Source organism: Nocardia concava NBRC 100430, from assembly GCF_000308815.1.
Lineage (GTDB): Bacteria > Actinomycetota > Actinomycetes > Mycobacteriales > Mycobacteriaceae > Nocardia > Nocardia concava.
This window is the reverse complement of sequence record NZ_BAFX01000121.1, coordinates 18831-31644: the sequence shown is the minus strand read 5'-3', so window position 1 is coordinate 31644 and position 12814 is coordinate 18831. Positions and strand designations below refer to the sequence as shown.

Below are 12814 nucleotides of genomic sequence, written 5' to 3'. Positions count from 1 at the left end.
TGCGACCGTAACGGTTTAGCTCGCAACATTTCAAGGGGATCGTGCCGCTGAGTTGCGACCGAATGGACTAGCCTGAAAACAGCGTTGGTATCGTGAAGGCGTGGAGGTACCTCAGCGGAACGATGACGCGACTGCTCTGGTGTTGTCGTTCGTCAACACCAGAGCCGACGGCACGGGACGCGTCGAAATCTTCGGCACGGCTGCGGGATTCGCGGATTGGGCGATCGGTGAAGGTCTGCTCGACGCGACCACCGTAGTCACCGATTCCGACGCGGTCGCCGCCCGCGAGCTCCGCGAGGCGCTGGTCACGACCTTGCTGACCCACGCGAGCGATCCGGAAATCAGCGAGCCCCAGATCGCAGAGGCGGAACGGTACCTGCGCCAGGCCGGGGTCCGCTATCCGCTGACGACCGCCATCACGGCCCGAACAGCACAACTTTTCGCCGGATCAACCGGTGTCCCAGGCGTTCTGGGCACCGTCCTCGCGGCAGTGACCGAGACCGCCCAACGCGGCGACTGGCCCCGAATCAAGGCCTGCTGCAACCCGCCCTGCCACTTCGGCTTCATCGACCGCACCCGCAACCGAGCAGCCCGCTTCTGCAGCCCCGGCTGCGGATCCCAGGTATCGATGCGCGCCCTCCGCCAACGCCGCAAACAGGCCGATCTCTAGGCGGTGACGGTGGTGACGTACTGGACCGCCGCGAGCACCGCGACCGGCGCGGACACCAGGAGTTGACCCGCGACGGTGCCGAGTGCCCCGATCGCGAGAACCCCACCGAGACAGCCGATCGCACCGGCCGGGAGGAAAGAGCCGAACAGTCCGACAATCGTGGCCGCGGCCACGGTCGCGCCCGCCACCGCGCCCAGTACGCAGCCGACTGCCGCGCCGCCGATGCCGCCGACGAGCGTGCCGAGTGAGACGCCGAGACCGACCGTGCTCGTCAGCCGGTTCCAGGCTGCGACCTCCCGCTGATACGGGCTGGTGAAGTTCGCGGAATCCTCGTAGGGCAGGGCGACCGGGGTGTAGACCGCGTGCTCGCGGTCCAGCCGCGGGGTGAGGGTGACCGTGCGGTCGGCCACGGCCGCATCGATGGGAAAGGTGAAATCATCGATTCGGAAGGACATTTCGGCCATCTCGAGCGCGGAATGTCCCGGCCCTTCGAGCGTGAGCACGCCGTCGCGCAGGACGATCGCACCGTCGGCGATGGTGATGACGGCGGAATCGTCGACCACGCTGGCTGTGACACCGACGGCGGCGTCGGGAGCCGCGGGCGCCGCCGCGGCCGGAATCGCGCACAGCACCGACGTGGTCGATGCGGCGAGCAGAAAAGCGGTGGTTCGCATGGCGTTTCCTCAGCTCAGCCGGGCCAGCTCGGCCACGATGACCCGCGCCACGTCCACCTGCCCGGCCGGGGTGAGGTGGACGCCGTCGGGTTCGAACAGTCGCCGCCCGGGTACGGGGTGGGTGGCCGTGAGGACGTCGATCACCACCTCGGGCCGGGCGTCCAGATCCGCCGCAGTCTCCGCTAGATCCTTTGCCCGCCAGCTGATTCCGGCGGCCCGGAAGGGCGGAAACTCGGCCAAGAGGGATTCGTCCACATCGGTCGGCGTGAGCCACACCCAGCGTGCGGCGGCCGCCCGCCCGCGCAGTAGGTCGACATTGCGCACCGTCTCGTCGGCGCTCACCACCCGGGGCCCGTCCGCGCCCAGCCGCTGCGCATCGTTCGCGCCCAGCTGGCACAGCACCCAGTCCGGTGGCTGAAACCCCAGTGCCCCCGAACCTTTCAGCACCTGTGTGGTGGTAGCTCCGGCCACGGCCAGATTGACGAAGACGATGCCGTCCCCCGGCCGCCGCAGCCGCACCAGATGCCCCAGGATCTCGAACCAGGACAGCCGGTCGGCCGTGCCGCTCTCTCCGAGTGCGACCACCCGCTCGCCCGGCGCGAACGGCAGCCGATCCACCTGGGCGGCGATCTCCGGATCGGTGAGCAGATCGGCCGCCGAGGCCCGCGCCTGACGCTCCAGATCCTCCAATAGGGCAAGGTATTCCTCGGTTTCGAGACTGAAGAGCGCCGCGATGTGCGCCGCGTCGATGCCCTGCAGATAGGGCAGTGACAGCTCGGGCTTCTGAAAGCGGACGAGCTTGGCAGTGAGATCGTTCGTCATTTTCGGCTCCTGTGAATCGTTGGCGGGGAAGGGATTACGAGCGGGGCAGGATTCTCGACGGGGAATGCGGCTGCGATGGCCACGAGAGTTCGTTCATCTGAATGAATCGTTCTCTGCAGTGAACGATTGGCTGCTGTGTACGATGACCCCGTGGTCGATGCGAAGCAAGAGGATTCGAAGCGGGCGCACCCGAACCGCCCCATGCGGGCGGCGGCCTTCCAGCTCGCCCAGCTGGGCGGCCACGCGGCGCAGCGCTTCGCCGAACGCATCGCCGAAATCGGGCTCACGCCACCGGAAGTCGGCATCCTGCGGTCGATCGCGGCCGAGCCCGGCCGCAGTCAGCGGTCACTGGCCGCCGAATTGGGCGTGGTGCCGAGCCGGGTGGTGGCCCTGATAGATCCACTGGACCGCAAAGGCTGGATCGAGCGGCGCCGCAGCGAGAGCGACCGCCGCAATCACGAACTGCACCTCACCCCGGAGGGTGGAAAGCTGCTCGCGCGAATGGCGACCCTGGCGGTCGCCCACGAAACAGAACTATTCGAAAACCTGAGTGACGAGGAATACGACCAACTCGCCACCCTCCTCACCAAACTGGCCACCGCCCACACCCTGTCCCCGGGCGTCCACCCGGGCTATCGAACGATGAGCTGAGCTCCCGGGCCGGTCAGAGCCGGTTCAGCGGCCCGATTTCAGTTTGTCGATATCGACCGTCACGTTCGTGCCGCTGCCGGTCACCACGACCTTGCCGTTGTTCACGTGCAAGCCCGTGGGTACGACGCCGAACGGCAGCAAGCCGCTGACGTCGAGCAGTACGAGGGGGCGCGTCGCGTCGAATCGGACGGTGGCTTCGAGGCGGTCGACGTGGATCTTGTGGAGTTGGCGGGAGGTCAAGTCGCCGAAGGGGACTTCGGCGCCGTGGAGATTCGCTTCGACGTCGACGAAGCCGAACTTGTCGGTGCCGACGTGGTTCGCTCGCACCTCGACATCGTCGTATTTCTCCTCCGCCACCTGAAGCAGGAACGGGAAGCCCTTGATGTGGACGGTCGGGTCGGAGCCGAGATTCGCGGTGTTGCGCATCGCCTGCCCCGCGGCATTGTCGGCGTAGGCCGCCGCCCCGAAGTCCGCCGCGACAGCGAGTCCACAGATCAGGATGAGCACAATGAGCAACGTCCGCATGGCAACAGGATCCCAGTTGTGTGGAAGGCTGGAAACATGAACCGATTGGGCAGCGCTACCTCGCCTTACCTGCGCCAGCATGCGGAGAATCCGGTCGCCTGGCGGGAGTGGGATGCGGCGGCGCTGGCGGAGGCGGCGGAGCGGGATGTGCCGATTCTGTTGTCGGTCGGGTATGCGAGTTGTCACTGGTGTCATGTGATGGCGCATGAGTCGTTCGAGGATGAGACGACTGCGGCGCTGATGAACGAGAAGTTCGTGTGCATCAAGGTGGATCGGGAGGAGCGGCCTGATCTGGATGCGGTTTATATGAACGCGACCGTGGCTATGACGGGGCAGGGTGGGTGGCCTATGACCTGCTTCTTGATGCCTACGGGGGAGCCGTTCTATTGCGGGACTTATTACCCGAAGACGCCTCGGCATGGGATGCCGTCGTTCACGCAGTTGTTGACGGCGGTGGATGAGACGTGGCGGAATCGGCGGGATGAGGTGAATACCGCTGCGGCGCAGGTGGGGGAGGCGTTGCGGCAGCAGACGGCGGGGTTGCCGGATGGGGAGATCGGGATCGGGGCGGAATTGCTCGATCATGCGGTGGGGGCGGTGTTGAAGGATTTGGACTCGCAGCATGGTGGGTTCGGGGGTGCGCCGAAGTTTCCGCCTTCGGCGTTGCTGGAGGGGCTGCTGCGGCATTACGAGCTGACCGGGGATCTCGGTGTGCTGCAGGCTGTTTCGTTCACCTGCGAGGCGATGGCGCGGGGCGGGATCTATGACCAGTTGCGGGGTGGGTTCGCGCGGTATTCGGTGGATGCCGCCTGGGTGGTGCCGCACTTCGAGAAGATGCTGTACGACAATGCGCAATTGCTGCGGGTGTATGCGCATCTGGCACGGCGGGCTCCGGAATCATTGGCGCTGAGGGTGACTCGGGAGACCGTGGAATTCCTGCTCGCGGATCTGGGGACCGAGCAAGGCGCGTTCGCATCGGCGCTCGATGCCGATACGCACCTGGAAAAGGGGAAGGCGGGGGTGGAGGGCGCCACCTATGTGTGGACGCCCGGCGAACTCAACGGCGAGCTGGGTGCGCTCGACGGTGCTTGGGCCGCAGAGCTTTTCGGCGTCACGACGGCGGGCACCTTCGAGCACGGTACCTCGGTGCTGACGCGGTACTCCGATCCGCGGCCGGGGGATGTCGAGCGGTTCGAGGCGATCCGGGCACGGCTGTCCGAGGCCCGGTCCCGGCGGCCCCAGCCGGAGCGGGACGACAAGGTGGTGACCGCCTGGAACGGCATGGCGATCGTGGCGCTCGCGGAAGCCGGTGCGGCGCAAGGGTATCCGGAGTGGATCGAGGCCGCCGCACGGTGTGCCCGGTACCTGCTGGACACCCATGTGACCGACGGCCGGGTCTGCCGCGCCTCGCTGGGCGGGGTGCCCGGTTCGGCCGCCGGTGTGCTGGAGGACTACGCCTGGCTCGCGCTGGGTCTGCTCGCCCTGCATCAAACCGCCGAAGGGGACTGGCTTTCCGAGGCGCAGCGTCTCCTCGAAGCCGCCATCACCCACTTCGCCGATCCGGAGACGCCGGGCAGCTGGTTCGACACCGCCGACGACGCCGAAACCCTGCTCACCCGCCCGCGTGACCCACTGGACGGCGCAACCCCTTCCGGCACTTCGGTTCTCGCCGAGGCTCTGCTCACCGCCGCCGCGCTCGCCGACACCGATGCGGCGTCGCGCTACCGGCAGCTCGCCGATCTGACACTCGCGCGCGGTGCGGTACTGCTGGCCCGGGCGCCCCGTTCCGCGGGGCACTGGCTCGCGGTCGCCGAGGCCGCGCTCCGGGGGCCGATCCAGGTGGCGATCGCCGAGGCCCCGGACAGCGGATCCGATGTGCTCGGCAGTCCGGTGACGGCGACCGGCGCCGTCCAATCGGGCGGCGCCGCGAGCCTGCTGGCCGCGGCCCGGCTGGCCGCACCCGGCGGCTCGGTCATCGTCTCGGGTGCGGTGAATTCGCAACCCCTGCTGGCCGATCGGCCACCGGTGCGCGGCACCGCGGCCGCCTACATCTGCCGCGGCTCGGTCTGCGACCTCCCCGTCACTTCCGCCGACGACATCCGGGCGGGATTGTTGCCACCGGCCTCCGTCTGACCCGGAACCGCTGGGTTGCGCACCGGTGTGCCACTCAGCGGTGGTGGGCGGAGGTGAGGCGGGGGCCCGCCAGGATGGCGGCGGGGACACCGACCAGCACCGCGGCGATGTGGATGGCGCGAAACAGGCCGAGCACCACCGAATTCGGGGTCCAGCCGAGGAACACGTCGCCGAGCTGATCGGCCGTCGCAATCGCCCGCAGCGGCTCCACCACCAGCGAGGCCAACCCGATCGTGCCCAGCCCGATCACGAGAACCCAACGGGCCCATACGCTTCCGCTGAGCATGCGGGCGGCGAGCGCGAAGACGGCGAGGTAGATCGCCACCCGAACCAGCAGCCCGACTGCCACGCCGATGATCTGGGCGTCGGGCCGGTCGAGGACAATGGCCATGCGCCCCAACGTTTCCGCAATTCCGGCGATGAGCGCGATGAGGATCGCCCGATAGGCCAGCACCGCCCGCTCCGGTCGCGCCCAAACCGCCGCCGATGTCCGTTCGAATGCACCGATCTCAGTCATACGGGTACTGTCCGCCCGCGTTCCCGTGCCGCGGATCACCCTCCGGTACTGCTCGGCCCTGGTTCCCGGGTATCGGTACGGGCACATAATCCGTTGCCGCCGGGCGGGTCCGGTCATACAGTCCAGCGGTGTTCAGTTCATGTTTCTCGTCCCAGTATTGCCAGGTCCAAGCCGGTTCGCGGACGCACCACGAGCGGCTGAATGCCCGAGCGCTGAATGGTTAGCGATCGACGCCCTGGCCGGCGGCGGATGCCGGAGGTGGGGGTGCGGCCGGTTCCTGGGCGGCCCGCGGGGCATTGCCGTTGCGGTGGATTGGCGACGGGACGTCGGTCCAGCAGGCAGTGGGCTCTCTGCGGCCGCGGAGCTGGAGAGTGTCGAGGTGGATCCAGTTCGTGCGCTCGGCGTCGCAGGCGGCGTCTATGACGGCCTGACTGGCCAGAATCCGGCGCGGCACCCGCTTGGCCTCGGTGGTGAGGCGCGCCGCCTCGTTGACGGCATCGCCGATCACGGTGAACTCCAGCCGGGTGTCGGTGCCGACATCCCCAGCGAACACCAGCCCCCGCGCGATCCCGATCCCGACATCGAGTTCGCCCAGCGCCGCCACCTCGTCACGAATCCGCCGCGCGGCCTGCAGCGCCGGGGTCGCATTGTCGTCCAAAGCGATCGGCGCACCGAAAATGCACAGTGCCGCATCGCCTTCGAACTTGTTGACCAGCCCGTGATTGTCCTCGGTGGCGGCCACCACGGTGGACAGCAGCCGGTTCAGCTTGGCCACGAAATCCCGCGGCGCGAGCTCGGTGGCCATGGCGACCGATCCGGTCACATCCACGAAAAGCGCTGTCACCACCCGCATATCGCCGGTCAGGCTGGGAGTGCCCGACAGCGCCCGCTCGGCCACCTCGGTCCCCACATGCCGTCCGAAAACCGTCCGCATGCGTTCGCGCTCACTGAGATTGGCGGCCAGCTCGTTCACGGAATGCTCGAGCCGCCCGATCTCGCTGGTGCTGTTGATCGGCACCCGGGCCTCGAGATCGCCGCGCGCGATCCGGTCCAGCGCGTCGCGCAGCGTGTGCATGGGCGTGGCCACCGCGCGGGCCAGCGCGGCCGTCGCCACCGCACCCGCGGACAGGCCGACGATGGCCATGTAGATGCCGGTGCGAATCCGGTCGTGGGCATCGGTCGACGGATCGGCCAGCACGGTGATCAACATGAACAGCGGCACCGCGCCCGCCACCGCGAAGGTGACCAGCACCCGGGCCAGCACGGTATTGCTCCAGTGCGCGGTCTCGTCGAGCACCTCGGCCACCACCGGAATGGTCGGCCGGATGAGCCGGTCCACGATCAGGAAGGTCAGCGCCGCCGACTCCAGCCCGCCGAGGACGAACATGGACAGCACGACGGGAAAGCTGCGTTCCTCGGTGGCATGCGAGAAGATGGCCGCCGCGACGATCACGCCGGGCAGCCAGATGGCCAGCGCCCGCCCGGTGATCGAGAGCGGCAGCTGCAGTAGCCGTTTCGCCTCGCCCTCGGTAGGCGGGCGGCGCTGGTCCAGCCAGCCGAAGTAGTGGCGGCGATCCCGCACCGCCAGGATGATGCCGACCAGCGCGCCGATCGTCGGATAGATCGACACATAGACGAAGGTGCGCATCCAATCCGACCCGAGCCGGCCCAGGAAGCCACTCAGGAACAGTTCGGTGGTGATCACCGCGAGGCCGCTGAGGTTGCACGCCATCACGACAGCCGACAGACCCCCACGCGCACGCAGCGCCCACAGGATGAGTCTGCTGGTCACGTCGCAGACTCTAGAGACCTTTCGGCCCTGATTGCACGTTTGTGTGTAATTACTCCGAGATCGACAAGCGGATCAGCTGAGCAGCACCAGCCACACCGCGATGTAGTGGCACAAAGCCGCGACCACCGTTGCGGCATGGAAGAACTCGTGATGCCCGAACACCTCCGGCCACGGGTCCGGCCAGCGCGAGGCGTACAGGATCCCGCCCACGCTGTAGGCGATACCGCCGGCCAGCAGCAGAAGCACCGGCGTCCAGCCGACATTGGTGATGAGCGTCCCGGCCACCGGGACGATGGCCCAGCCCAGCAGCAGATACAGCGGCACCCCGACCCAGCGAGGCGCGGTGGGCCACAGCATCTTCAGCGCCACCCCGGCCAGCGCCCCGGCCCAGACGACGGACAGCAGCACCGTCCCGGCCGCGCCGCGCACACCCAGCAACGCGAACGGCGTGTAGCTGCCCGCGATGAACAGGAAGATCATGCTGTGATCGGCCCGCTTCATCCACATGCGCGCGCGAGCGGTCTTCCAGTTCACCCGGTGATAGGTGGCGCTGATCCCGAAGACGCCGCACACGGTGATGGCGTACACCAGCGTCGACCATCCGGCCTTCGCGGACACCGTGCTCGCCACCGCGACCAGCACGATGCCCGCGATCGCGGCCACACCCACCGCCCACGCGTGGATCCACCCGCGCATGCGGGGCTTGATCAGTGCCAGCTCTTCCCGGACAGTCTCGAAGACCTCCGCCACGGGGGTGGCGGGCTGCACAGTGTCGGACATAAGTTTCCTCCTCGGTAACCTACGGTACCGTAGGTTAGGGCGTGCGGGCCGGTCGAGTGGGTGTCGTCACGAAGTGTCCCCCGTGTTTCGGAGCTGTGTCCCGGTCGCTCCGCTATTCGCCACGGGGGCGTAGGGTTGCCCGCGTGAAGGTTGCGAGTCAGGTGCGTGGGCTCCCATATCGCATATATGAGAAGCGGCTGGCCCAGCAGCTGGCGGGCAAACAACATCCCAGGCATGTCGCCGTGATGTGTGATGGCAACCGGCGCTGGGCACGGGAAAACGGTTTCAGCGATATCAGCCACGGCCATCGGGTCGGGGCGTTGAAGATCGCCGAGCTGGTCGGGTGGTGCGGCGAGGCGGGCATCGAGATGGTGACCCTCTACCTGCTCTCCACCGAGAACCTCAGACGCGACTCCGACGAGTTGGAGACTCTCTTCGAGGTGATCACCGACGTCGTGGACGAACTGTCTGCGCCGGAACAGGATTGGAGCGTCCGGATCGTCGGCGCGCTCGATCAGCTGCCCGGGGAGATGGCGCGCAGGCTCAGCGAGGCCGCCAAGTCCACCGAGGGCCGCACCGGCGTGCATGTGAACGTCGCGATCGGTTACGGCGGCCGCCAGGAGATCGCCGACGCCGTGCGCTCACTGGTCCGCCAGGAGATGGACGCGGGGGAGACCGGCGAGGATCTGGTGCAGTCCATCACCGTGGACGCCATCGGCCAGCACCTCTACACCTCCGGCCAGCCCGATCCCGACCTCGTCATCCGCACCTCCGGCGAGCAGCGGCTCTCGGGATTCCTGTTGTGGCAGAGCGCCTATTCGGAGATCTGGTTCACCGAGGCGTACTGGCCGGAATTCCGGCGCGTGGATTTCCTGCGGGCGCTGCGTGATTACGCGGCCCGGCACCGGCGCTTCGGGGTCTAGAACACGGCGAACCAACGGTTCCGTTGCAGTGCAATGTGTTCCGGGTTCGCCGCAACCTTGCTCGCGTACCGTCGATTTGCATGAGCGAGCGCAGCGAGCGAACAAATGGCACAGTCGAGCCCTCGCTCGTGCCGGAGCGAAGCGGAGGCATGAGCGAGCTGTACGAGGGGCAGGGTGGCCCCGCGGAGACCCAGGTCGTGGCGGTGCCGTACATCAGTTACGAGACGTTCGGCCGGGCCTTTCTCGAATACGCGGCATCCACCGAACGGATAGCGGGGGCGTTCGAGAAACTCACCGGGGAGGCCTTCGAATTCGGGCCGATCGGGGCGGGGCCGGGCAAGCTCGCGAAACTCTCGGCCACCGTGCGGCTGGGGCAGCCGCGGCTGAATCGCGAAGTGGACGACATCATTTCGTTCGATCTGGTGATCCCGCTCAAGGTCGATCTGCTCGTCGATCTGGCGGTGGATCGCTATCCGTTCCGGGTGGACGGCACCATTCACCTGCATCTGACCGTGCGCACCGCCGAGCCTTTGCGGGTGCTCATCGAAATCGACGAGCCGCAGCCGAGCAATGTGCGCATCAATGTCGCGAGCGCGACCCGGCGTGGTGAGGTGCTACGCATTCTGGCCAGCGTCGATCACGAGATTCGCCGCTTCGTGGCGCGCTACATCGCCGCGGAGATCTGTAAACCGCACATCCAGGCGGCCACCGATATCGATGTCGCCGCCAGACTCGATGCGGCTTGGAAGCTTTAGAGCTCGGCCGCCTGGAAGCTAGAGCTTGCGCAGCCGGAGCCGGTTGATGGAGTGGTCGGAATCCTTGCGCAGCACCAGGGTCGCGCGCGGGCGGGTGGGCAGGATGTTCTCCACCAGATTCGGCCGGTTGATGTTGTGCCAGATCTCTTTCGCCTGGTTGACGGCTTCCTGCTCGTTGAAGTTCGCGTAGTGATGGAAGTGCGAATTCGGGTCCTGGAACGCGGTCTTCTGCAGTGACAGGAACCGCTGCACGTACCAGTTCTCGATGTCCTCGATGCGCGCGTCCACATAGACCGAGAAGTCGAACAGGTCCGAGACCATGAGCCGCGGACCGGTCTGCAGCACGTTCAGGCCCTCGACGATGAGGATGTCGGGCTGGCGCACGCAGTGGTATTCGCCCGGCACGATGTCGTAGGCGATGTGCGAGTAGACCGGCGCGCACACCTCGGACGCACCGGATTTCACCTCGGTGACGAAACGCAGCAGCTTGCGGCGGTCGTAGGACTCCGGGAAGCCCTTGCGGTGCATGATCCCGCGCCGGGTGAGTTCGGCTGTCGGGTAGAGGAATCCGTCGGTGGTGACCAGATCCACCCGCGGGTGGTGGTCCCAGCGCGCCAGCAGCGCCTGCAGCACGCGCGCGGTGGTGGACTTGCCGACCGCGACCGAGCCGGCCACGCCGATGACGAACGGAACCTGGCGGTCGGGGTGGGTCTCGCCGAGGAAGGTGGCGGTGGCGGCGAACAGCCGCTGCCGGGCGGCGACCTGCAGGTGGATCAGACGCGCGAGGGGCAGGTAGACCTCGGCGACTTCCTCGAGGTCGATCTGCTCACCCAGGCCGCGCAGGCCGACCAGTTCTTCCTCGGTCAGCACCAGGGGAGTCGACTTGCGCAGGGTTCGCCACTGCTTGCGGTCGAATTCCACGTAGGGGCTGGGCTCGCTCATCCGTGCCATTACTCGTGTCCCCGCACTCGGGTCGGCCGACAACTACAACAGCTTTCGGGAAGCCGCATCGTCGCCGTGCCCGGCGATCCGGCCAACACTCCACGCATAGCCGAATTGTGCTCGGCTCCAACATCGGGGTGAACACCAGGTATTGCTACTCGCCGGTAACCAGAGTGGGATCTGCCACATCGCAACCATTGGGTTGGGCCGGTGAGTCTGCACGACAGGCGGATTCGGGCCGATGTGCCCGCCGGGATGACCATGGGATGACCCCGGGAATGGCACGGGATGACCGGGCGGAGTGCCGGGTGGATCGCCTAGGGTCGTGGGATGGCAGCGCATCCTCTGGTCACCGAATATCTGCGGCTGGGACTGGCATTCGACCGGCTCGAAGAGGGCTTCGTCGACGCCTACACCGGTGATCCGGCGTTGCGGCGCGAGGTGGAGAACGCGCCCGCGCCCGAACCGCGCGACCTCGCACACCGGGCCGCCGCGCTGCGCAAGGAACTTCCGGACGCCGGACTCTCGGCCGAGCGAGTCGAATTCCTCGACGCGCACCTGCGTGCCCTCGAATGCTCGGGTCGCAAATTCGCGGGCGAGGACATCAACTTCATCGACGAGGTGCGCGCCTACTTCGATGTGGACATCGCGCCCGGCGACACGGAGGACTACCGCGAGGCGCACCGGCAACTCGACGAGGTGCTGCCCGGCGAGGGCCCGCTGCTGGATCGCATTACCGCGCACCGCCGTCAGGACGAGATCCCGCCCGAGCGGCTGAAGGAATGCGTGGCCGCGTTCTCCGGCGCGCTGCGCGAACTGGTCCGCGAACGCTATCCGCTGCCCGACAACGAGCATGTGGAATACGAAGTGGTGGGCGACAAGCCGTGGTCGGGCTTCAACTATTACCTGGGCAACTACCAGTCCCGGGTGGCCATCAACTCCGATCTCAAGCAGCACATGTCGCAGCTGCCGCATCTGATCGCACACGAGTCCTACCCGGGCCATCACACCGAGCACTGCCGCAAGGAGGCCGGGCTGGTGGGGGCCGGGCAGGACGAGCAGACACTGTTCGTGGTCAACACCCCGCAGTGCCTGATGGCCGAGGGTTTGGCGGATCTCGCGCTGAAGTCCATCGTCGGCAAGGGCTGGGGCCGCTGGGCGCAGGAGATCTACGCCGACCTGGGCCTGCGCTTCGACGGTGAACGCGCCGAACAGGTTTCGACCGCCTCGGCCAATCTGCTCGCCGTGCGCCAGGACGCCGCGCTGCTGCTGCACGACCGCGGCCGCGATGCCGATGAGGTGGCGGAATTCCTGCAGCGCTGGAGCCTGAGCACGCCCGAGCGGGCCCGGCAGTCGCTGCGCTTCCTGTCCTCGCCGCTGTGGCGGGCCTACATCTCCACCTACGTGGAGGGCTATCGCCTGCTGGGTGGTTGGCTGGACCGGGCGGCCGATTCCGACGATCGGTCCGAGCGATTCCGCCGCCTCCTGGACGAGCCCCTCACGCCGGGCGCGATCCGGCGACAAGGCTAAGATAGGGCCACCGCGACTGGCGCACTCGAGGTGGAAACAACCACCGGGAAGCACCGAAGTCCGGCACCGCGCGCCTGGGTGCCCGACGATCCCCGATTCG

General features: G+C 67.4%; 13 protein-coding genes and 1 riboswitch. Of the genes, 6 read left to right on the top strand and 7 right to left on the bottom strand.

Annotation, left to right across the window (positions count from 1 at the left end):
* Nucleotides 1-100: 100 nt before the first annotated feature.
* On the top strand, nucleotides 101-670 hold the full coding sequence (locus ON43_RS28220) for a CGNR zinc finger domain-containing protein (RefSeq protein ID WP_245568786.1): 570 nt from the start codon (nucleotides 101-103) through the stop codon (nucleotides 668-670).
* Here the strand turns inward: ON43_RS28220 and ON43_RS28215 are convergent.
* Entirely contained in the window at nucleotides 667-1344 is a 678-nt protein-coding gene (locus ON43_RS28215) for a DUF8020 domain-containing protein (protein WP_040812327.1), read from the bottom strand. The genes ON43_RS28220 and ON43_RS28215 overlap by 4 nt on opposite strands.
* A gap of 9 nt (nucleotides 1345-1353) precedes the next feature.
* Nucleotides 1354-2166, bottom strand: coding sequence for an SGNH/GDSL hydrolase family protein (locus ON43_RS28210; protein ID WP_051179372.1), 813 nt, complete (start codon nucleotides 2164-2166; stop codon nucleotides 1354-1356).
* A 150-nt stretch (nucleotides 2167-2316) separates the two neighbouring features.
* Here ON43_RS28210 and ON43_RS28205 point away from each other — a divergent pair, with 150 nt between their 5' ends.
* Nucleotides 2317-2817 (top strand): MarR family winged helix-turn-helix transcriptional regulator, encoded by a 501-nt coding sequence (locus ON43_RS28205; RefSeq protein ID WP_245568785.1) that lies wholly within the window; start codon nucleotides 2317-2319, stop codon nucleotides 2815-2817.
* Between the two features lie 24 nt (nucleotides 2818-2841).
* Here the strand turns inward: ON43_RS28205 and ON43_RS28200 are convergent, their stop codons facing one another.
* Nucleotides 2842-3342, bottom strand: coding sequence for an LmeA family phospholipid-binding protein (locus tag ON43_RS28200; RefSeq protein ID WP_051179371.1), 501 nt, complete (start codon nucleotides 3340-3342; stop codon nucleotides 2842-2844).
* Nucleotides 3343-3378: 36 nt separating this feature from the next.
* Here ON43_RS28200 and ON43_RS28195 point away from each other — a divergent pair, with 36 nt between their 5' ends.
* Nucleotides 3379-5475, top strand: a complete 2097-nt coding sequence (locus ON43_RS28195) for a thioredoxin domain-containing protein (RefSeq protein ID WP_040812326.1) — start codon at nucleotides 3379-3381, stop codon at nucleotides 5473-5475.
* Nucleotides 5476-5509: 34 nt separating this feature from the next.
* On the opposite strand, the gene ON43_RS42850 is transcribed toward ON43_RS28195, so the two are convergent.
* The 3 genes from ON43_RS42850 to trhA all read right to left on the bottom strand — a co-directional run bounded on the left by ON43_RS42850 (nucleotide 5510) and on the right by trhA (nucleotide 8564).
* Nucleotides 5510-5992 carry a hypothetical protein gene (locus ON43_RS42850; protein ID WP_051179370.1) on the bottom strand — a complete coding sequence of 161 codons (483 nt, stop codon included), beginning with the start codon at nucleotides 5990-5992 and terminating at the stop codon, nucleotides 5510-5512.
* Nucleotides 5993-6212: 220 nt separating this feature from the next.
* Nucleotides 6213-7784: an adenylate/guanylate cyclase domain-containing protein gene (locus ON43_RS28185; RefSeq protein ID WP_245568784.1), complete on the bottom strand. Its 1572-nt coding sequence runs from the start codon at nucleotides 7782-7784 to the stop codon at nucleotides 6213-6215.
* A gap of 72 nt (nucleotides 7785-7856) precedes the next feature.
* On the bottom strand, nucleotides 7857-8564 hold the full coding sequence (gene trhA / locus ON43_RS28180) for a PAQR family membrane homeostasis protein TrhA (protein WP_051179369.1): 708 nt from the start codon (nucleotides 8562-8564) through the stop codon (nucleotides 7857-7859).
* Nucleotides 8565-8707: 143 nt separating this feature from the next.
* Here trhA and ON43_RS28175 point away from each other — a divergent pair, with 143 nt between their 5' ends.
* Nucleotides 8708-9487, top strand: coding sequence for an isoprenyl transferase (locus ON43_RS28175; RefSeq protein WP_040812325.1), 780 nt, complete (start codon nucleotides 8708-8710; stop codon nucleotides 9485-9487).
* A gap of 149 nt (nucleotides 9488-9636) precedes the next feature.
* A complete protein-coding gene (locus ON43_RS28170; protein WP_051179368.1) occupies nucleotides 9637-10242 on the top strand; it encodes a hypothetical protein in 606 nt (201 codons plus the stop codon).
* A gap of 18 nt (nucleotides 10243-10260) precedes the next feature.
* Here ON43_RS28170 and coaA read toward each other — a convergent pair whose 3' ends face one another.
* Nucleotides 10261-11193, bottom strand: coding sequence for a type I pantothenate kinase (gene coaA, locus ON43_RS28165; protein WP_040812324.1), 933 nt, complete (start codon nucleotides 11191-11193; stop codon nucleotides 10261-10263).
* Between the two features lie 321 nt (nucleotides 11194-11514).
* Here coaA and ON43_RS28160 point away from each other — a divergent pair, with 321 nt between their 5' ends.
* Nucleotides 11515-12714 carry a hypothetical protein gene (locus ON43_RS28160; protein ID WP_040812323.1) on the top strand — a complete coding sequence of 400 codons (1200 nt, stop codon included), beginning with the start codon at nucleotides 11515-11517 and terminating at the stop codon, nucleotides 12712-12714.
* A 2-nt stretch (nucleotides 12715-12716) separates the two neighbouring features.
* Nucleotides 12717-12801: riboswitch (ZMP/ZTP riboswitch) on the top strand.
* Nucleotides 12802-12814 lie beyond the last annotated feature (13 nt).

What these genes read in the sequence shown, in the direction of transcription:
- ON43_RS42850 (WP_051179370.1), bottom strand. Translation starts at nt 5,992, where the DNA reads ATGACTGAGATCGGTGCATTCGAACGGACATCGGCGGCGGTTTGGGCG.
- coaA (WP_040812324.1), bottom strand. Translation starts at nt 11,193, where the DNA reads ATGGCACGGATGAGCGAGCCCAGCCCCTACGTGGAATTCGACCGCAAG.
- trhA (WP_051179369.1), bottom strand. Translation starts at nt 8,564, where the DNA reads ATGTCCGACACTGTGCAGCCCGCCACCCCCGTGGCGGAGGTCTTCGAG.
- ON43_RS28215 (WP_040812327.1), bottom strand. Translation starts at nt 1,344, where the DNA reads ATGCGAACCACCGCTTTTCTGCTCGCCGCATCGACCACGTCGGTGCTG.
- ON43_RS28200 (WP_051179371.1), bottom strand. Translation starts at nt 3,342, where the DNA reads ATGCGGACGTTGCTCATTGTGCTCATCCTGATCTGTGGACTCGCTGTC.
- ON43_RS28195 (WP_040812326.1), top strand. Translation starts at nt 3,379, where the DNA reads ATGAACCGATTGGGCAGCGCTACCTCGCCTTACCTGCGCCAGCATGCG.
- ON43_RS28160 (WP_040812323.1), top strand. Translation starts at nt 11,515, where the DNA reads ATGGCAGCGCATCCTCTGGTCACCGAATATCTGCGGCTGGGACTGGCA.
- ON43_RS28170 (WP_051179368.1), top strand. Translation starts at nt 9,637, where the DNA reads ATGAGCGAGCTGTACGAGGGGCAGGGTGGCCCCGCGGAGACCCAGGTC.
- ON43_RS28210 (WP_051179372.1), bottom strand. Translation starts at nt 2,166, where the DNA reads ATGACGAACGATCTCACTGCCAAGCTCGTCCGCTTTCAGAAGCCCGAG.